18 protein-coding genes and 3 pseudogenes are annotated in these 19,399 nt (G+C 57.7%); 17 read left to right on the top strand and 4 right to left on the bottom strand.

What is annotated here, in order from left to right; genetic code table 11:
- The first annotated feature begins 396 nt into the window (after nt 1-396).
- From dctP to MRX98_RS09820, 3 genes are all read left to right on the top strand, one after another.
- Nucleotides 397-1,458, top strand: a complete 1,062-nt coding sequence (dctP, locus tag MRX98_RS09830) for a TRAP transporter substrate-binding protein DctP (RefSeq protein WP_246906553.1) — start codon at nt 397-399, stop codon at nt 1,456-1,458.
- Nucleotides 1,459-1,668: 210 nt separating this feature from the next.
- Entirely contained in the window at nt 1,669-2,175 is a 507-nt protein-coding gene (locus MRX98_RS09825) for a TRAP transporter small permease subunit (protein ID WP_246906550.1), read from the top strand.
- Nucleotides 2,175-3,494 carry a TRAP transporter large permease gene (locus MRX98_RS09820; RefSeq protein ID WP_246906547.1) on the top strand — a complete coding sequence of 440 codons (1,320 nt, stop codon included), beginning with the start codon at nt 2,175-2,177 and terminating at the stop codon, nt 3,492-3,494. Before MRX98_RS09825 ends, MRX98_RS09820 begins: the two co-directional genes overlap by 1 nt.
- A 141-nt stretch (nt 3,495-3,635) precedes the next feature.
- On the opposite strand, the gene MRX98_RS09815 is transcribed toward MRX98_RS09820, so the two are convergent.
- From MRX98_RS09815 to MRX98_RS22340, 3 genes and pseudogenes are all read right to left on the bottom strand, one after another.
- Nucleotides 3,636-3,788: a helix-turn-helix domain-containing protein gene (locus MRX98_RS09815; RefSeq protein ID WP_246906544.1), complete on the bottom strand. Its 153-nt coding sequence runs from the start codon at nt 3,786-3,788 to the stop codon at nt 3,636-3,638.
- A 124-nt stretch (nt 3,789-3,912) separates the two neighbouring features.
- Nucleotides 3,913-4,116 (bottom strand): annotated as a pseudogene (locus tag MRX98_RS22345) (AAA-type ATPase lid domain-containing protein); the annotation flags it as partial.
- Nucleotides 4,117-4,145: 29 nt separating this feature from the next.
- Nucleotides 4,146-4,259 (bottom strand): annotated as a pseudogene (locus tag MRX98_RS22340) (sigma 54-interacting transcriptional regulator); the annotation flags it as partial.
- Here MRX98_RS22340 and MRX98_RS09805 point away from each other — a divergent pair.
- From MRX98_RS09805 to MRX98_RS09755, 11 genes and pseudogenes are all read left to right on the top strand, one after another.
- Nucleotides 4,230-4,751 (top strand): efflux RND transporter periplasmic adaptor subunit, encoded by a 522-nt coding sequence (locus MRX98_RS09805; protein ID WP_246906536.1) that lies wholly within the window; start codon nt 4,230-4,232, stop codon nt 4,749-4,751. The pseudogene MRX98_RS22340 and the gene MRX98_RS09805 overlap by 30 nt on opposite strands.
- Nucleotides 4,751-5,371 (top strand): efflux RND transporter permease subunit, encoded by a 621-nt coding sequence (locus MRX98_RS09800; RefSeq protein ID WP_246906533.1) that lies wholly within the window; start codon nt 4,751-4,753, stop codon nt 5,369-5,371. Before MRX98_RS09805 ends, MRX98_RS09800 begins: the two co-directional genes overlap by 1 nt.
- A pseudogene (locus MRX98_RS09795) lies at nt 5,256-7,328 on the top strand (efflux RND transporter permease subunit). The gene MRX98_RS09800 and the pseudogene MRX98_RS09795 overlap by 116 nt, the downstream one beginning before the upstream one ends.
- A gap of 365 nt (nt 7,329-7,693) precedes the next feature.
- On the top strand, nt 7,694-7,981 hold the full coding sequence (locus MRX98_RS09790) for a glycogen-binding domain-containing protein (protein WP_246906530.1): 288 nt from the start codon (nt 7,694-7,696) through the stop codon (nt 7,979-7,981).
- Nucleotides 7,982-8,464: 483 nt separating this feature from the next.
- The gene (locus MRX98_RS09785) at nt 8,465-10,027 is read left to right on the top strand and encodes a flavocytochrome c (RefSeq protein ID WP_246906528.1); all 1,563 of its coding nucleotides are present in this window, start codon (nt 8,465-8,467) and stop codon (nt 10,025-10,027) included.
- Between the two features lie 142 nt (nt 10,028-10,169).
- A complete protein-coding gene (locus MRX98_RS09780; RefSeq protein WP_246906515.1) occupies nt 10,170-10,658 on the top strand; it encodes a cytochrome c3 family protein in 489 nt (162 codons plus the stop codon).
- Between the two features lie 334 nt (nt 10,659-10,992).
- Nucleotides 10,993-11,334: a plasmid mobilization protein gene (locus tag MRX98_RS09775; protein ID WP_246906513.1), complete on the top strand. Its 342-nt coding sequence runs from the start codon at nt 10,993-10,995 to the stop codon at nt 11,332-11,334.
- The gene (locus MRX98_RS09770; RefSeq protein ID WP_246906511.1) at nt 11,321-11,500 is read left to right on the top strand and encodes a hypothetical protein; all 180 of its coding nucleotides are present in this window, start codon (nt 11,321-11,323) and stop codon (nt 11,498-11,500) included. Before MRX98_RS09775 ends, MRX98_RS09770 begins: the two co-directional genes overlap by 14 nt.
- Nucleotides 11,501-11,825: 325 nt before the next feature.
- Nucleotides 11,826-12,971, top strand: coding sequence for a serine hydrolase domain-containing protein (locus MRX98_RS09765; RefSeq protein ID WP_246906502.1), 1,146 nt, complete (start codon nt 11,826-11,828; stop codon nt 12,969-12,971).
- 222 nt (nt 12,972-13,193) lie between these two features.
- Nucleotides 13,194-14,075, top strand: coding sequence for an HpcH/HpaI aldolase/citrate lyase family protein (locus MRX98_RS09760; protein WP_246906500.1), 882 nt, complete (start codon nt 13,194-13,196; stop codon nt 14,073-14,075).
- Nucleotides 14,076-14,229: 154 nt separating this feature from the next.
- The gene (locus MRX98_RS09755; RefSeq protein ID WP_246906499.1) at nt 14,230-14,607 is read left to right on the top strand and encodes a hypothetical protein; all 378 of its coding nucleotides are present in this window, start codon (nt 14,230-14,232) and stop codon (nt 14,605-14,607) included.
- Between the two features lie 113 nt (nt 14,608-14,720).
- On the opposite strand, the gene MRX98_RS09750 is transcribed toward MRX98_RS09755, so the two are convergent.
- Nucleotides 14,721-15,923 carry an IS1634 family transposase gene (locus MRX98_RS09750; protein WP_281432299.1) on the bottom strand — a complete coding sequence of 401 codons (1,203 nt, stop codon included), beginning with the start codon at nt 15,921-15,923 and terminating at the stop codon, nt 14,721-14,723.
- A gap of 94 nt (nt 15,924-16,017) precedes the next feature.
- Between MRX98_RS09750 and MRX98_RS09745 the strand changes: the two genes are divergently transcribed.
- The 3 genes from MRX98_RS09745 (at nt 16,018) to MRX98_RS09735 (ending at nt 19,007) form a co-directional block, all read left to right on the top strand.
- Nucleotides 16,018-16,479, top strand: coding sequence for a MarR family winged helix-turn-helix transcriptional regulator (locus tag MRX98_RS09745; RefSeq protein WP_246906495.1), 462 nt, complete (start codon nt 16,018-16,020; stop codon nt 16,477-16,479).
- 179 nt (nt 16,480-16,658) lie between these two features.
- Nucleotides 16,659-18,002 (top strand): MATE family efflux transporter, encoded by a 1,344-nt coding sequence (locus MRX98_RS09740; protein WP_246906493.1) that lies wholly within the window; start codon nt 16,659-16,661, stop codon nt 18,000-18,002.
- 39 nt (nt 18,003-18,041) lie between these two features.
- Nucleotides 18,042-19,007 (top strand): hypothetical protein, encoded by a 966-nt coding sequence (locus MRX98_RS09735; protein ID WP_246906491.1) that lies wholly within the window; start codon nt 18,042-18,044, stop codon nt 19,005-19,007.
- Nucleotides 19,008-19,399: the final 392 nt, after the last annotated feature.

The raw sequence follows: 19,399 nt of genomic DNA, 5'->3' as shown, positions 1-19,399 counted from the left end.
CAATGTGTCGCAACCCCCTTTCCGCCATCTCCGACAACCCATCGAAATAATGAAAAGGGACCTTGTAGGTGCCTCTTCGAGGAAGCACAGCTTGTTCGATCATGCCGAATACGTTTTTTTCTTGACAAACAAATCAGCCCCTTCCTAATGTGAACGCAGCTCCTGCACAAGCTTAAACGGCCTCATTGCCGTAGTTCACGTTTTGTCCGTTCACAGCGTCATGACACCACAGCGGCGGCGTGTTTCGAGTATCAGGCGTCCCGCTTTTCATTCACAGGCTGTTTTGCAATTTGGCATTTTGGTTGTTAGCAAATTTTCGGCAGTGCGTCGCAATACCTGCAGACCCCCGGCATAACGTGGTGTTGTGCCGTCTTTAATCAAGAGAAGGAGGCCCCTATGTGTAAGCGGATTCTTGCTGCGACGGTAATCACCCTGGTCGTGTTTGCTTTCGTTTTCCCTCCCGCCCATGCCGCCGAAAAGGTGTTCCGCTGGAAATATCAGCAAATGCGGATCGCCGCCGAGCCGGGCATGGCCTATTACAAAGAAATGTTTGAGAAAACCCTTCCCGCCATGACCAACGGGCGCCTCAAGGTGCAGATGTTCTGGGGCGGCGATCTGGTCAAAAGCACCGATGCCTTGGATGCCGTGCAAAGCGGCATTGTTGAAATGATCGGAATGCCTTCGATTTACTTCAAAGGGGTCATTCCGGAGGCCAGCATCGAATACGGTCTGCCGTTCGGCATTCGCACGCCCTATGAAATGTACAACTTCATGTATGGCAAGGACATGCCCAACATGTTCGGCGGCTGGCGTGCCATTGATGTCTACCGCAAGATTTATGCAAAGCACGGTGTCCACTATCTGGCCGGCGGTGTGGATTGCTGGCCGGCCGCCTTCATGTTTCGAAGCCCCATCAACTCCATCGGCGACATCAAGGGCAAGAAGGTGCGTGCTTCCGGGCTGATGATTTCCTGGATCGAGCGTTTGGGCGGCCAGGGGGTGTTCATTCCGGGCGAAGAGGCCTATTCCGCTTTGCAAACCGGCGCCATCGACGGCATCACCTGGGGCGGTGCCATGGGGATGCACAGCATGAAGTTCCATGAAGTGGCCAAATATTATCTCTACCCTTCCCTGATGCCCATCAACCACCTGACTGTCCTGGTCAACCAGAAGGCCTGGGACGCTTTGCCCGAAGATCTGCAGGTGGCCCTCGAGCAAGCGGTGGTGCGGGCCGGTATGGACATAACGGCCCACCAAAACTGGAGCGGCGAGCAGTGGGGTTTGCGCCAGATGGCCAAAGCCGGTGTCACCATTAACCACCTGACCGGCGAGGATCTTAAAAAGGCCGAAGAAGTGGCTTATGGCCTGTGGGAGGAAGAGGCGCAAAAGAGTCCCGAAGCAGCCGAACTGGTGGGCATGATGAAAGACTACATGCGCACCATGGGATATATGGAATAGCAGCCCGACATCGGCGGGGAGGGGTGTTGGATGAACCCCTCTCCAGGAGGGAGGACGCTGACGTTGCGGTCCGTCTTGCCGCATCGGCGCAAAGCCCCTTCGACAGCCGCCCCGCGTGGCTTGCACAGGTGATGGACACCCTTCGTGTGCAAGCCTTTGGCGCACATCAAGACGGTACCTTCACGGCTTCTTTCATGCGGGGGATATACCATGCGCATGCTTATTCGCATCATCTCGAAAATCAGTGATGCCACCGGATTTCTGCTCATGTGGTTACCCTGGTTTTTGATGGTGATCATCGTTTGGGAAGTGATCGCTCGAAGTCTTTTCAACCATCCCACCGTCTGGGCCCATGAATTGAGCATCATGGTGTTTGCCGCCCTGACCATCCTCAGCGGCGCCTACACTTTGCGCACGCGCTCGCACGTCAACATGGACCTTTTGTACATGCAACTGTCCATCCGCAAACGCGCATTGTTGGATGTGCTGACATTTCCCTTCTTCTTGGTCTTCTGCGGCGTGATCCTCTGGTTGGGCTGGGAGTTTGCCTGGCGCTCCGTTCAAATGGGCGAAATATCCCAGAGCGACTGGGCACCGCCCATCTGGCCGATCAAACTCACCATCCCCCTCGGGGCGATCTTGCTGCTGTTGCAAGGGATCGCCAACTTTTTGGCCGATCTCATCAAGCTCGTCACAGGGCGGGAGGTGACCGAATAATGGATATCAGCATCATCACCCTGTTGCTGTTTCTCGGCATGGTGTTGGGCCTGCTGTCGGGCCTTCCGATTTCATTTGTATTGGGCGCCATCGGCGTGGTGTTCACCTTCTTTCTGTGGGGACCCCACGCCATGGGGATCATCCCCAACCTGATTTTCGGTAAGGCGATGATGTCCTTCGGATTGCTGGCCATTCCCCTGTTCATTCTCATGGGCGCGGTGTTGCAACATTCGGGCATGGCGGACAAGCTCTTTTCCGCCTTCCATATATGGGGCGGCCGCATCGGCGGCGGCCTGGCCGTGGCGGCCGTCGTCGTCTGCACCCTGTTTGCCGCCATGACCGGTATCGGCGGCGCCGGCACAATCACCATGGGACTCATCGCCCTGCCGGCGATGATCGCCAAGGGATACAACAAGCGCATGGCCCTGGGATGCATCGGGGCGGGCGGCGCCCTGGGCATTCTAATCCCGCCCAGCATCGTCATGATCATTTACGGGATGATCTGCCAGGTGTCGGTGGGCCGGCTGTTTGCCGCCGGCATCGGCCCGGGCGTCCTGCTGGCCCTGCTGTATGTCCTCTACATCCTTGTGCTGTGCAAGGTCCGCCCGGAATACGGTCCGGGGGTGGGCGCCGACGACACCACCACCCTCAAAGAGAAACTTCTGGCCACCCGGACGGTGATCGGCCCACTGCTGTTGATCCTGATGGTGCTGGGCTCCATCTTCAGCGGCATCTGCACGGCGACGGAAGGCTCGGCACTGGGGGCCGCCGGCAGTCTCGTGCTGATGATCAAAAGCCGCACCCTGAACTGGGCATCGTTCAAGGCCGTTTCCATCGGGACGCTCAAGTTGACGGGCATGGTGATGTGGATCATCATCGGCGCCTACTGTTTCGCCACCATTTACGTGGCGCTGGGGGCTGCTGGTTTCATCCGAGATCTGGTGCAGGCCATGCCCTTTGGCTACTGGGGGGTTTTCATCCTCATCCAAATCATGTTCTTCGGCCTGGGCATGGTGCTGGATCCAGGGGCCATCGTTATGATCACGGCGCCGATCATCATGCCGGTTGTGGACACCATGGGCTATGACCCGGTCTGGTTCGGCGTCATTTTCATCATGAACATGCAGGCGGCCTACATATCGCCGCCCTTCGGCTACAACCTGTTCTACTTGAAAAGCATTGCGCCAGCGGGGATCGGCATCAAGGACATCTACCTGGCCATCGTGCCCTTCGTGTTACTGCAAATCGTGGGGCTGATCCTGGTGTCGCTTTTCCCCCAAATCGCCCTTTGGATCCCCACCTTGATCTACGGGAATTAAACGCCGGCCGCCGCGCGCATAATCGCAGCCGAACCGCCCCATGGTGGCGTTTGTTGTGATTGCCGCCGGCCGGCAGAAATTTTGGGGTGAGGATGTGGCCTTCATCGTCGGTGCGCCGCAAGCCATGCCATGCCGACCGAGTTACCGTCTCTTGCGCCCGAAGGGAATGCCCAATTTGCGCATCCGCGCACGCAGGGTGCTTGGATGAATGCCCAGCAGCCGGGTCGCGCCCCCCTCGCCTTCCACCCGCCCTCCGGCCCGGTCCAGGGCCAGGCGGAAGTGGGCCGCGATCATCCGGTCCAGCGGTGCGACGGTCGTAGCCGCCTCGGTGGCGGCCGAGGGTGGTCGCGTCGGTCAGCAGGTGGTCGAAGCGCAGCAGGCCGTCGTTATCCCCCGACAGGCTCAGGATCAGCGCCCTTTCCACCAGGTTTTCCAACTCCCGCACATTGCCCGGCCAGTGGTATGCCTGGAGCTGTTCCAAAGCCCCCGGGGCCGGGGGGGGGTGCGAATCATCAGTTTTTTCCCCTTGCGCTCCAGAAAATGGGCCACCAGCGCCGGGATGTCTTCGGTGCGTTGACGCAGCGGCGGAATCTGGATGGGAAACAGGTTGATGCGAAACCATAGATCCTTTCGGAAGCTGCCGACCCGAACCAACTCCTCCAGATTGCGATGTGTGGCGCTGATGAGCCGCACATCCACCGGTACCGGCTCAGTGCCGCCCACCCGTTCGACCTCGTGGTGCTGAAGGACCCGGAGCAACCGCACCTGGGCCGGCAGGGGCAGTTCGCCGATTTCATAGAGAAAGCGGACGGTACCGTCGCGGACAACCGGACCACCCTCCAGGCGGCCGATGGCGCTGCCTACGTCCAGCCGGGGGTGCTCGACTTCATCTCCAGCACCATTGATCCGCGAACCGGCACCGTCAGCGCGCGGGCCGTCTTTGCCAACCCCGATCATGAACTGGTGCCGGGCCAATTCGTGCGCATCCGGGTTCACCTGCGGCGGTTGACGGACGTCATTCAGATCCCTGAGCCGGCTGTCGGCCAAGGGCCGGACGGCCCACGGGTCTTCGTGGTGGGGCCGGACGACAAGGCCGCCAGCCACACGGTTCAACCGGGACCCGTGGTGGATGGCCGGCAGGTGATCCTGGAAGGTCTGGTGCCTGGTGACCGGGTGGTGACGGTCGGTCACGTGGCCCTGCGCGACGGCATGCCCGTGGCCGTCACCAATGTGCAGCAAACCGGGGAGGCGCAATAATGTTCCGGTTCTTCATTGACAGTCCCATTTTTGCCTCGGTGATCTCCATCGTGATCATCCTGGCCGGCGGGATGGCCCTGAGTGTCCTGCCCATTGAACAGTATCCCGACCTGGTACCGCCCCAGGTCGTGGTCAGCGCCGTGTATCCCGGGGCCAATGCACAAGTGATGGCCGAAGCGGTGGCCGCGCCGCTGGAGCAGGAGATCAACGGCGTGGACGACATGCTCTATGTGGAGTCCACGGCCATGGACGACGGCTATCTGCAGATCGTGATCACCTTTGCTTTCGGCACCGACCCGGACCAGGCGACCATCAACGTGAACAACCGGGTACAGGCCGGACTCTCCCGTTTACCCCGAACGGTGCGCGACCTGTGCGTGCGCGTGGAGTCCCGTTCCACCAATATCTTGATGCTGCCGGTGTTGTATTCGCCGGACAACAGCAGGGATCCTTTGTTCAGCGGACGGCAGCAGCCTGCGGCTGGGGGATGTGGCCCGGGCGGAGCTGGGCGCCCAAAGCTACTCCTTTTCGGCCACCTTCAACGGCCGCCCGGCGGTGCCCCTGGGCGTCTATCTGCAACCGGGCGCCAATGCGCTGAATACGGCCCGATCGGTTTATGAGGCACTGGACCGTTTGGCGGCCGGATTTCCCGAAGGGGTGGCCCACACCATCGCCTATGACACCACCGAGTTTGTGGAAATTTCGGTCCGGGAGGTGTTCATCACCCTGATCGTGGCCGTGGGACTGGTGATCCTTGTGACCTATCTTTTCCTGTAGCGGTTCCGGGCCACCCTGATTCCGGTGGCGGCCATTCCCGTGTCCCTCATCGGCACCTTCGCCGGCATGCTGGCTCTTGGCTTCTCCGTCAACCTGCTGATCCTGTTCGGCTTGGTCCTGGCCATCGGCATCGTGGTGGACAACGCCATCATCGTCATGGAGAATGTCGACCGGCTCATACGCGAGCAGAACATGAAGGCCCGGCACGCGGCCATCGAGACAATGAAGCAGGTGGCCGGCACGGTGGTCTCTTTAACCCTGGTGCTGGTGGCGGTGTTCGCCCCGGTGGCCTTTTTGGGGGGCATGACCGGAGAGTTGTACCGCCAGTTCGCCGTGCCCATCGCGGTCTCGGTGGTGGTCTCAGGGGTGGTGGCCCTCACTTTGACCCCGGCCATGTGCGCCCTGCTCCTGGACCAGCAGCCCCGGAAGGTGCGCAAACCCTTCGCCTTGTTCAACGCCACCTTCGACAAATTGACCGACGCCTTGGCCTGGGGCGCGAACCGACTGCTGCGCCACGCGGTCATCGGCGTGCTGCTGTTTGCCCTGCTGGTGGGCGGCACGGGATGGCTGGTGACCCGCTTGCCTGCGGGGTTGGTGCCCCAGGAGGACCAGGGGGTGGCCATGGTGGTGTACCAATTGCCGCCGGCCGCCGCCCTGCCCCGTACGGAAGCGGTGCGCGACACCCTGAGTGAAGGGTTGATGGGGTTGCCGACCACCGAGAACTTCACCGCCATCGCCGGGTTTGACATTTTCGCCGGTTCCATGCGCACCAATGCCGGCATCGGATTTCTGGACCTGAGCGACTGGCGCCAACGCGGCGGGCCCGGTCAGGATGCTCTTTCCGTGGCCGGCCAAATCATGGGGTTGGGCCTCGGCATTCCCGAGGCCAATGTGTTCGCCTTCTCCCCGCCGCCGATCCAGGGCCTCTCCCTGACCGGCGGCGTGGAAGGCTACCTGGAGATGCGGGGCAGCGCCGGCCCCGAGCAGATTGAGGCGCTCGCCGGCAAGCTGATGGCGGCGGCCAATCAGCGCCCGGAGCTGGTCAACGCCCGCAGCACCCTGGACACCGGCATTCCCCGTTACCGGGCCGTGTTGGACCGCGAAAAGGCCAGAGACATGGGCGTGCCCGTGAACCAGGTGTTCGAGACCATGCAGAGCACCTTCGGCTCCCTCTATGTGAACGACTTCACCCTGCTCGGGCGCAATTGGCAGGTGACCCTGCAATCGGAAGCGGCGTTCCGGAGCAAACCGGAAGACCTGGACAAGGTGTTCGTGCGCTCGACCGGGGGTCATATGCTGCCCCTGAGTACCCTGGTGACCTTGGAGCGGACGGCCGGCCCGGATATTCTCAACCGCTACAACGTCAACAGCGCCGCCCGCTTCCTGGCGGACCCCGCTCCGGGCTACACCACAGGCCAGGCCAAAGCGGCCATGGAAGCGGTGGCGGAACGGGTGCTCACCGACGGCGACAGCGCCATCGGCTGGATCGGCGAAGCCTTCCAGCTGGATGCCGCCGCGGGTGCCGGCGGCCTGGCCTTCGGCATGGGGCTGGTGATGGTGCTGCTGATCCTGGCGGCCCAATACGAACGCTGGACCCTGCCCCTGCCCCTGGTCTTTGCCTCCGGCGCGGGTGCGGCCAGCCGTCAGGTCATCGGCACCGTCGTGGTGGGCGGGCGGTATGGTCCTGGCCAGCACTCTGGCCTTGCTGTTCGTACCGTTGTTCTACCGATTGATGGACGACGCTTCTTTTTTCTTCCACAATCGCAAAATGCTCAAGCGGCCAATCGGGGCGGAACATGAATAAGAAGAACGAAAGACTGAAATGAACGTGAATTACCAATATGAAGAGCGCCCCTTCAAAGGCGCCGCCTTCGCAGACTTGCAGGCGCGGCCCTCACTACTGATCGTCATCGTATACAATCATCGGGTTGCCAGGGTGTAAAATCATTGGACACCCCCATGACCGCATCGCTGTTTCGGTATGTCCGGATCAACCGTTTTTACCCTATGCTAACGCTTTGTGGAGCCCCTTTCAACGGTGGCACCGATATTGCTATTCAAAGTGCCGAACACAGAAGCATCGAACCAGGCGACACAGGCGGTGCCCATCGCCATCGTGTTGCCATGTTTTTGGCATAGACTGTTCAGGAAAAGGATTGTACCCAATGGATATCAAACCGAGAGGGAAAGCAAAGCGCAAACGGATCGACTTCGAATTTGAGGCTCCGGATGCCGTGTCGGTATTCCTGGCGGGCAGCTTCAACGATTGGTCCCTGAGCAAACATCCGATGAAGCGGAGTCCGGGAGGTGTCTGGAAAAAATCCCTGGTTCTGGTACCGGGTGATTATGAGTACAAAATCTGGGTGGACGGCCAATGGTGCAATGATCCGCTCAACGAACGGTCCTGCGCCAATTGCTTTGGCGGCGCCAACAACATCGTGTGTGTACGGTAGTTTTTCCTTTGTATGACAACAGGTTCAGCCGGATGCAGCAGCCGAACGAGGATTGGCGATGTCAGCGTGCGATCATTAGCGATGGCGGCCAACGATCCTGAATCGACTGCAAGGACGCAACCAAGCGCCGCTGTTCCGAGGCCGTTGCTTTACAAGTTGTAAACGACGCTTGACATCCAGGCTCCCAGCCGCCTGCCGATCCCCAATGTCCTCAATGGACCTGCTGCCCTGATCCAACTTGTTGTAAACAAACCGTTTTCATTCTTCCCCACCTTGTCTGAGGCCAAGCCCGAAGCTTTTTTCCGCCTTTTGTCCGTCCGGTTCTCCGACTCCCGTTTTGACTGTAAAAAGAAAGGGTTGGCGTTCATCGACCTCCAGTGGCACATCTCATGCTTCTATTGCCGATGGTTGATCGGCGAAGACAATTGGCCGGCAAAAAAATGCCACTTACGGATGGACACCGCTGGGTTGAAGGAGGACGCAATGGGCAGTCAAAAGCAAAAGAACAAAGGAGTCAGTCGGCGCGATTTCATGAAGGCCACGGGCGGGATGGCCGCCGCGGCCGGCATGGCCGGCGGCGGTTTGCTCCTGGGCAGCAAAAAGGCGTTTGCGGCCGAAATGCCGGAAAAGTGGGACGAGACCTTCGATGTGATCGTCGTCGGCAGTGGTTTCGCGGGGCTGGCCGCCGCCTATGAAGCGAAAAAGGCGGGTGCCTCGGTGGTTGTGCTGGAAAAGATGCGGACCCCCGGCGGCAACTCCATCATCAACGGCGGGGTGGTGGCCGCGGCGGGTTCGCCGTTGCAGGCAAAAGCGGGCATCCAGGATTCGCCGGAGATCCTGTTGCAGGACATGCTGGCGGCCGGTCTCCATCTCAATCACTTGCCATTGGCCCGGATTGTGGCCCAGGAATCCAACAACATGGTGCAGTGGACCATCAACGAGCTGGGGGTCAAGTACAAGGACGGGGTGACCCAGGAGGGCGGCCACGCCGTACCGCGCATGTACAGCACATACAACCAGAGCGGCTCGGCCATTGTGGAGCAGCAGCTGGAGAAGCTGGCGGCCTTGGGGGTCGTGCCCCGGACCGGGATATTGCTCAAACGCATACTGCGGGACAACGACGGCCGCATCAAAGGGGTCGAAGTGCGCGAAGGGTACCTTTTTCCAAAAGAGGGAAGCGGCCGGCAGCAATTCATCAAGGCCCGCAAGGCCGTGGTGCTGGCCACGGGCGGCTTCGGCAACGATGTGGCATTTCGTTCCGTGCAGGATCCCCGGCTGACCCAGGAGCTCGAGAGCACCAATCAACCCGGCGCGACGGCCGAGGCGTTGCGCGAGGCTTTCCGGATCGGGTGCACGCCCGTCCAGCTTTCCTGGATCCAGTTGGGGCCCTGGGGCAGTCCGGACGAACGGGGCATGGGCCTGAACCCCTTTTTCGCCCAGTTGTGCTGCGCCATGTATGGTCTCTGGGTCGACACCTTGACCGGCAAGCGCTTCGTCAATGAGCTGGCGGACCGGAAGATTCGCGCGGATGCCATTATTCGTGCCGGCAACAAATGCATCGCCTTCACGGACGCCAAGGGTTACGCCCTCGGGCAAAAGGCCCTGGGGGAAATCATGAACCGGTTGATCGACAGAGGGGTGGTCAAGCGCCATGAATCCCTGGAGGCGATGGCCGCGGCCTACGACATGCCGCTCGCTCCGCTGCAGGAAACCATTCAACGCTTTAATACATCGGTCGCCGCAGGCAAGGACGAGGAGTGGGGCCGCTATCTTCAGAAAGATCAATTTCCCCTGGAAACCGCCCCCTACTATGCTTCGCGGCTCATGCCCAAGGTGCATCACACTATGGGCGGGGTGCGCATCAACACCGATGCCCAGGCCCTGGATGTCGAAACCGATGCCCCCATCCCCGGGCTCTATTGCGCGGGTGAGGTGACGGGCGCTGTCCACGGGGCGGTGCGCCTCGGCAGCTGCGCGGTTGTGGACTGCCTCACCTTCGGCCGCATCGCCGGGCGCCAAGCCGCCGCCGAAAAGCCTTGGGGTTAACGATCGGAAGGTCTGGGAGGGGTGTTCGCTGAAGGGCCGCTCCCCGACCCCTGTATTAATCCGCTGCATGGGAGAGCAAGGCATGCCGCAACTGTGTTCATTGGTCCGCCGGCGCAAGTTTGACGCATTGCGCAGGCGGACTATGGCATTGACTCTGTTTCTGGTCGTTCTGCTGGTCTGTGCGATGGTCGCTGATTCCCAATCCCGGGACGAACAAGCCCGGCCCGGGGATTGCGTTGCTTGTCACGGCCGGGCCGATGTACTGCCCAAGAATCATGTGCCCACGGCATCGATGGATGCCGCGGATTGCCGCGCGTGCCACGCAAAGGGTTCGCCGTTGACTTTGGTCGCCAAAATACCCCTGGGCCACCTGCATCAACTCCACGGCATTACTTGCAACCAGTGTCATCCGCAAGGCACGCTTGCGGGACCGCTGACCACGGAGCAGTGCCTGGCATGCCATGGCAGTTTGGAAGAAGTGATCGCCCGAACGGCGACCACGCGACCCCACAATCCCCACGGTTCTCCCCACGGTAAAACCTACCTGGCTTGCGACTTGTGCCATCATCAGCACACATGGTCGGAAAACTTCTGCCTGTTGTGCCATGACTTCGAATACAGGGTTCCATAATGCCCCTCGCCGACTTGATGCATGCGCCGGCGCATTTGTCGAATTGGTGATGTCATTCCGAGCCTCAGCTTCCAAATCAATCTTTTCCGACGGTTTCCCCACGTAGGGCTTGCCTTCCGGTCGTCGGCGCGTAAATATACCTTCATGCTGGTGAAAAGCATCGCCCGTTTGAACGCAGTCGTCGGCGGGTTGACCGGCAGCAATTAATTAAGGATCGAGGAGTGTTTCCATGATTCTGCGAGTCGACCATGTTGCCTTGAAATTTCACGAGCACATCCCACGGACCTCGACCCGATCTCCCTAAGCCCTCAACCTAAGGTTGACAGGCATTACCATGTTCATTATCATGGTAATGAATAACCATCAACCAACGGAGGCCAACATGCCTGCTGCCTTGAAATCAGAGCGAATAACCATTCTAGGGACTTCGGACTTCAAAGCGTACCTGTTCCAGGAGGCGAAAAAGGAAGGCATCAGTGTGTCCGAGTTGGTTCGGCAGCGCTGCGAGGGTAAATCCGCGGAAGGCCGGGAGGAGGCAGAGGTGCTGGCGGATATGGTCAAAGAGCTACAGAACGCGGTGACCAAAGCCGAAGCCTCCCTGAACAAAGGATTGAAGGACGCCGCGGAGTTTCTCGAAGAGCTGCGAAAAAGGAGGTCGACTGATGGGAATGTTTAAGGACGCGATGTCGGCCGTCAAAGCGGCACTGGTGCTGGCGGAAAAAGTCGATCAAACAGGCGCTACCCTATCCGAGCTTGTCGCGGAATTGCGGGACCACGATCGGAGATTGGTCCGATTGGAAACCATCGTCGAATTTTCAACGAAACAGATTAAGGGGAGATAGCCCGTTGGTATGATTCAATTGGCGCCCTGTATCTGAAATGCAATATACACCCGGCTTTGGTCCCAGCCCCGAACATGCCGCAAATGTCACCCCTGCCCGCTACCTTTGATCAAACGACCAGGTTGAGATGGCACGTTTTGATACACATTCTCCATTCATGGACAAGGGGAAGGCGTAATGACGCATAACACTTGTGCTTGTGGCGCGCGGCTTTAGAACCGTTTCCGTAATTGGGATTGACAATACAGCGGCCCTTACCGTACCTTGCCTCCGAAATATTCCGAGACGCACTTCTTTCACACATGCGCGAAGGGGATTCATTAATATGATGAGCCGCCGGCACCGATCGATCATCACCCTGTTGCTGCTAATGGTTTTCGGTTGCGGCGGCAGCGGCGGCGCTTCGGATGATCACCAAAGCAAGAAACTGCAGCAGGCACTGGACCAATGCGTCGCCACAACCGGCATTCCCGGGGTAACCGCCGCCGTAGACTTTGGCGACGAAGTCTGGCTCGGCGCAAGTGGGTACGCTGATGTGGACGCCGCAAGGGAGCTGCTGCCGGACGACCAGATGCTTATTGCAAGCATCACCAAGACTTGGGCAGCGACATTGGTGATGAAGCAGGTTGAGTTGGGAACGCTCGGTTTGGACCAGACGCTGCAAGCGCTTCTGCCAGACAGCGGTATTCCCCATGCCGCTGACATCACGCTGCACATGTTGCTCGTGCATACCGCCGGTCTCTATGACTTTTGCAATGAAAGCGAGGCCTTCGCTCAGGCCATGTCCGCCGACCTTCAGCAGGAGATGAGTGAGAGCCAAATATATCAGTGGATTCGCAGCGGTGAACCGCGGGAACCGGGCGAACAATGGCACTACAGCAACTCCAATTATTATGTCTTGGGCCCAATTCTTGAGCGCGCTACAGGCCGTAGCGTTGACGAGCTCTTTTACGAATATATCGCGGAGCCGCTGTGGTTGCAGCGATCACGTCTGGAAAGATCCGGTGCTTTGGAGGAGCCATATGTGCGCGCCTATTACTACAACCCTGAGCAAGCGACGATCGAGGATGCCGCCGGGTGGAATCGGTCGTGGGATTGGTGCGCGGGGTCAGGCGTATCTTCCGCCAGGGATATGGTGGAATTCGGACGAGCACTATTCGTTGGTGAAATTGTCTCGCCCCGGATCCTGGATTTGATGACTGTCAAGCATGCGCATGCGGTCGCGGCACAATGGTACGGCTATGGCATGTTCATCAATCCCATGCTTGAAGATTACGGCGGGCCGATCTTCTGGCATGGCGGAGATGGGGCGGGGACGACAACCATCCTGGCTTATGTGCCAGGGCTCGACGTCACTGTCTTCATAGGCATCAACCGTATGGATCTCTCAGACCCCCCGCCGGTCGATGCTTATGGGGCCAAGATGGAACTGTTCAAGCGCTTCGGCCGGATTCTTACCGGAAAGGAATAACACGCCGTTTGGCTTGCCGACTTTCCGCGTTTTTCAAGGTGTGCGCCCCCTGCCAACGGAAATGCCGGCGTCAGGAGCAGCACCCCTATTAAGATTGCTAAAAATCAGCCTCTTGCCTGACCATGCGAACATAGAAAACAGGTTCTCGTCGGCCCCCTGCGCCTGCGACCGTGTGCCGGCAAACAAACCGTTCGCACAATTAACCGCAAAAGGAGCCTCTGCATGCCATCACTCGGATGGATTCGATCGGCACTGTTCGTTCCCGGCAACCGCCCGGACAGAATCGATAAGGCCATCAAAACCAAAGCCGATGTCGTGATCATCGACTTGGAAGATGCTGTTCCGGTATCGGAAAAAGCTGCGGCCCGAAAGATTGTGGCCGAAAAGCCGGGATCCATCAGCGCTCACAAGGTGATTGTTCGAACCAATGGCATAGGCACTCCCTTTTTCAAGGACGATCTTGAGGCGGTGCTGGTGCCCGGCATCAAAGGGTTGATTATTCCCAAGGTGGATGACGAAGCGTCCATATCCCGTCTGCACGAACAGATGTGTGCCATCGAACTGCAACGGTCGATGCCAACCACACCCGTCATCATCATGGTTGAATCGGCCAAGGCCGTGGTCAATATTCATCGGATAGCCTGTTTTCGTCCAAGCCCTGCGCGACTACTCTCGTTTGCCTTCGGCGCGGCCGACTACACCTATGATCTTGGGATATCCATCAGCGAAGATGGCCGGGAGCTGATCTATCCCCGGTCTCGCCTTGTGGTCGCCAGCCGGGCTGCCGAATTGCCCGCGCCGCTGGACACCCCTTACATGGAGAACCTCAAAGATATGCAGGCGCTGGAAAAAGACGCCTTGCGGGCCAAACAGCTGGGCTTGGGCGGAAAACTGTGCCTTCATCCCAACCAGATCGAGATCGTCAACCGCATTTTCAGCCCGAGTGCTGCCGAGGTTCAACTGGCTCGGAAGATCGTTGAGGTGTTCGAAGAAGCACACAAAAATGGCGTCGGTGTGATTCAGATGGACGGCAAGTTCATCGACAAGCCGGTTTTCGAGCGGGCCAAACAGATTCTTGCCTCCGGGCGATCTGATTCTTTGTAAAGGTGGTGGCCCCCCTTGTCTCCGGGGATGCGGATTCCATCGTATGCATTGCCGTCCCCACATAACCCGGGCCAAACGCATTTGCGGGTTGCTATTTGGCGAAGGAATTGAATATCATTCGCTAAATCATTCAATTCTTTATCGGGAGGTGGTTATGTCCGATGCTTCCATGTTAAAGACAGACAGAGGCAAGATGAATTCACTCTACGAAATGGCAGGTTTCTGCGAAGATCCAAGGGACAAGGACTTGATTAGTGAGGCCAAATGGCTGCTGGAAAGTCAATTTATGGTGATCATTGCCGCTTGCGAAAAATATAATGACAACATTGCCAATTGGGAAGAATATGTCAACAACACCGTCATTCCACGTGTGGTTGGACTACTGAAAGATAAGCTAAGTGCCGACTCGGAGAAGGTCGGAGCGGTGATTCAAGGAGTTGTCAACTCGCTTCAAATCAAGTTGGATGAAGAAAAATCGCGCCTCGAAAAGCTCAAGGATAATATTCAGTTATTGGGGGGGTCTATACAGTAAAGGCACCCGATTTGAATTTGTGACATGATTGATCTGCCAGGATGGTAATCCTACACCAGGAGTTTAGGGGTTAAACCAACACATTGGACGATATCCGATATCATCACAGGCAGTTATGTCGCCAGGGACTGTAAGGCCCCACTGGTATCCACGTAGTGCCCGAAGGCCGATAGGGCTTCGGCTTGGGTCTTCGTCGGGATCTCCATTCGGCGCTCAGGATTTCTCGCACCGGCACGCAGCAGCAACACCGAATACAGGTGGCGCATATCATCCATCACATCTTCCGCCGACCGGTTGATGCCGGCAGCGTTCAGCTTGAGTTCGATCATCCGCAGATAGGTCATGGCCACGATACAGGTAAACAGGTGGCAGCGTATCTTGCTGTCGGTCCAGTGCCGGATCGGTTGCATGGCCACAAGGTCGTTGTCCTTGCTCAGACGAAAACGGTCTTCGACCTGCCAGCGATCCAGGCTGGCTTCCACGATCTGGGCCGTGGTCCAGTCCGTGTTGTCGGTGATGATGATGTTCTTGCCAAAAAGAGCCATCTTGCGCTCCACGCGCACGGCATCCTTTCGAAAGCTCATGGACAGTCCATCGGCGGAGGTCGAAAACTGCAAATGGTATAAATCGGTCGGCAGGTGCAGTTGTTCGCACAACCGGATGTAGCATTCCTTTATGGCGTCGGGATTTCGCCAGTGGGGCTTGTTTTCACGTACCTTGGCCCGCATGGAAAGCAGCTGCTCGCGAATCGTGTCAAGTTTGCATTCAAGGGTGTAGGTTTGCTTGCGGGCCGTGGCCGGGTTGTAGGTGATCACCACCGCCCGCTGCTTGCCCCAGTACTCACCCTTGGTGCGATGCACCAGAATGCGATCATGGGCCTTGTCCTGTTGCACCAGTTTTTGATTCTTGGCCGTTTCGGCCACCTCGAACTGATCCAGGCCGATTGCGGCCAGCTCTTGGGCAAAGTATGTGGAATAGCTGGTGACAAAGTGAATGCGTGCATGCTCATCAATCCACGCAAAGTTGCCTTCCGAGTTCATGCCCTTGTCGATGACCACCGTGAGACGCTCTTTGGTCCGGTTCAGCCCGCAGGCCACGGCGAACATGCGGTCCATGACCGCCTCGAACTGACGGCTGTCATGCAGGTTGCCCGGGTAGGCACAATAGTACAAGGGCAGGCGCGAGTTGCGCGCGACCAACAACCCGAGACCGATTTGGCGCAGGTGATGGCGCCCTTCCTTGTTCTTGCCCCGACGGGCAAGCTCCGAGTTGGTATGACTGGCCATGAAGGTGTAGTAATTGGTGGTGTCAAACAGCAGACAATCGGCTTCCGGCGCCTGTCATTTCGATCTATCATGGCGAATGATCGATGTGTTGACATGGCCCCTAATACGTGTATATTCACCTTTTATGGAACTCAAAGACAAGGACAAGGAACTTAAACGGAAATGCTGGGAAGTCGCTGGCACATGTGTTGCGGGCAACCTGCGCAGAGTATCACGGGCGGTTGCCAAAGTTTATGACGTAGCTTTGAAACCTTCGGGGTTGCGGGGAACCCAGTTCAATCTGATGACGGCCATCATCATTATGGGTCCTGTGGCCATTTCGAAGCTGGCCGAGGTGCTTGCGATGGATAGAACCACGCTTACCCGCAACCTGGGGCCCCTCCAAAAGCAGGGTCTGGTTGATATCTCTGCGGGTGATGATCAGCGCACCCGCATCGTTGAGATGACCCTTGAGGGCAAGCAGATATACCAGCAAGCACTTCCTTTGTGGGACAAGGCACAGAACGAGATGGCAGGCAAACTGGGCAAAGATCGAATCAAATCGTTGCTGGTGGATTTGAAGGCCGCGGCCAAGGTCGTCGGGTAAAAAATTTTCTTGATATGTGTGCATATACACGCAAATACGGGTGCGCTGAAGAACTTTCAAGATAGCACCAACCTGATTGGTTAACCCAGAAGGGGGAGATGATGGGGGAAAATGTATCCGCGGTAGAAACAAAGTTGCCTATCGATCCGGTTCCCATCCGAGTTCGGCCAAAGAGAAACTTGACGGACGATCTTCTGGAAGGGCCGATCCTACCCTTGTTGATCCGCCTGGCAAGCCCAAATGTTCTGGCTTTTTTCATCCAGTCAATGGTCAGTATTGCTGAAGTCTGGTACGTCGGGCAACTGGGCACCCTGTCTCTGGCGGGTTTGGCGCTTGTGTATCCGTTGTTGATGCTGATGCAGATGTTATCCGGTGGCGCGCTGGGTGGAGCAGTGGCATCCTCGGTTGCGCGATCCATCGGCGCAGGACGCACTGACCGGGGTCAAGCTCTTGTATGGCATGCCCTGGTGCTCGCCTTGGCGGGGGCTGGTATTTGCAGTGCCCTCTATTTTTGGGGCGGGCATGCTCTATTGAAGCTGCTGGGAGGCCGTGGACAGATCCTGGCCGAAGCCCAAGCCTATGCCGTCGTGCTGTTTTCAGGCTGTGTCCTGATTTGGACCACCAACATCCTTGCCAGCATCTACCGCGGCATCGGCGACATGAAATTGCCCTCGATGGTTCTGGTACTAGGCGTCTTTATTCAGATTCCCCTGTCCGGTACGCTGATCCTTGGGTGGGGTCCCTTTCCCCGCCTGGGGGTTCCCGGCGCGGCGGTATCGGCCGTATCTTCTGCGGCAATCATGACGGCTCTTCTGCTTTGGCCGCTAATTTTCAGGGATATAGTTGTTAAACTACACATCTCAGCACTTCGACTGCAAAAGGATCTGTTCAGGGATATCCTGCGGGTCGGTCTCCCGGCATCGGTTTCCCCTGTACTTTCGGTACTGACCATTGTTGCCATAACAGGCCTTGTCGGCCGTTTTGGTCCGGCTGCCCTGGCCGGCTACGGAATCGGCGCACGTTTGGAATTCTTATTGATTCCGCTCATTTTTGGAATCGGGGCTGCTCTGACCGCCATGGTCGGCGTCAATATGGGCGCCGGAAAACTGGACCGTGCACTGCGCATCGGCTGGACAGGTGCGGCTGCTGCCGGTCTGCTGGCAGGCACCATCGGTCTGGTACTGGCAGTCCGGCCTGAATGGTGGGTGGGGTTGTATACCGAAGATCCGGCGGTGCTCGCATCCGGCTCACTGTATCTTAGGATCGTCGGTTGCGTATATGTGTTCCAGGGTGTCGGCCTTTCCCTGTATTTTGCATCCCAAGGCGCAGGCACAGTGTTCTGGCCGGTTGCTGCCGGGGTCCTGCGAGTAATTGTCGCCGTGGGCGGCGCACTTGTCGCGGTGCTGGTGTTGGGCATGGGATTGAAGACCCTTTTGTTTCTCACGGCCGCAGGAATGGTCGTGTTCGGCTCTGTTACCGCCCTGTCGGTATTGTTCGGGGCTTGGGGAAAACCTCGTTCATAGGCGGCCGATAAAAAACATCTTTTATCAAAGGAGACCCGAATGAGTCACAAGGTCATCTCAAGCATTGAAGTAAAGAACATGTGCCTTGAAGCCGGTGCGGATGCCGTCGGTATAATTGATATCGAGCGCAAAGGAATCGCCACGGAGCGGGCCGGCATTGAGCGCGTGTACCCGAAGACCAAAAGTATCATTGCTTTTATGCGCGCTGCCAATCGGGAAAACGTTATAAGCGAGGCGCGGTACGTGGCCAATGACGAGCTTCACCGCACCGGCGATGAGGTCACGCAGATTTCGCGGTGTGTCATTCGGCAATTGAATCGATCAGGCGTCCGCGGCGCATATGTCAACGAATCCTGGCCCATGGATATGAACCGATGGCCGGGCAAACTGTGGGATGTCAGCCATAAGACAATTGCAGTTGAAGCGGGTTTGGGGCACATGGGTTTGAACCGTTTGGTTCTTCATCCTGAATACGGATCTTGCATTTCGCTCAATTCGCTGCTGATCGACGCCGAAGTGGATGATTATGACCACCCGCTTGAAAAAGGCCCTTGCATCGAGTGCAAACTCTGCGCTGCAATTTGTCCGACCGGTGCCATAAGCATTGATAAACCTTTTGATCCAATGGCTTGTATGACGCACTGCTACAGAGAGAATATGATCGGCTTTCAAGACTGGATCGATGCGATGATTTCCTCCACCAGCATGGATGAATATCTCAATCGATTCAGGCAGGACGAAACGGCAAGCATGTGGCAATCGCTTTCGTTCAAAATTCAATGGAAATGTGGTTACTGCATGGCTGTTTGCCCTGCGGGCAGCGATGTGTCGGACCAATTTCTACGCAGCCGCAAGCTTTACATGGACGATATATTCAAACCCCTGAAGGAGCGCAAGGAGCCTGTCTATGTGCTTCAGGGCAGCCCCTCCGAGAAAATAGCCGCAAAAAATAAAGCAAAAAAAGTTCGTGTCGTTAAACCATTTATAAAAAGACCGATTTCATAGAAAAAAAGGAGTGATCTCGTCCTTCACAGTCGGCATGGTGCATAGCTTGCCAGCGAGGGAATAAGGCCCGTGATCAGATGCAGCCGATATCACGGGTTCTCCCATCTTGAGATGGCCATACCATGATGCCGAAATTGTTGATGTGGTTGTGGAGGCTGGGAGAAGTGTACTGGTCCATGCAACAGGACCGCCGGCAAGGGTTGTCGCCGTCGCCGTGGCCGCAGGCGTGGTGGCCGTTTCTGTTGGGGTGGGCTACGGCATATACCGCGGCGGTGCAGCGCTGCTGCGATGGTCTAAAACAGCGGAGTAGGGAGTTGGGAAAACGGGGCTCCTGCAGGGTTTTGTGCTTGGTGGGGGCCTTGTTATCTGGGGAACCCTTTTGTTTAGGTTGG

The sequence above is a fragment of the Desulfatitalea alkaliphila genome, assembly GCF_022968795.1.
GTDB lineage: Bacteria > Desulfobacterota > Desulfobacteria > Desulfobacterales > Desulfosarcinaceae > Desulfatitalea > Desulfatitalea alkaliphila.
Note: the sequence above shows the minus strand (reverse complement) of the source record. Positions and strands in the feature narration are given on the sequence as shown.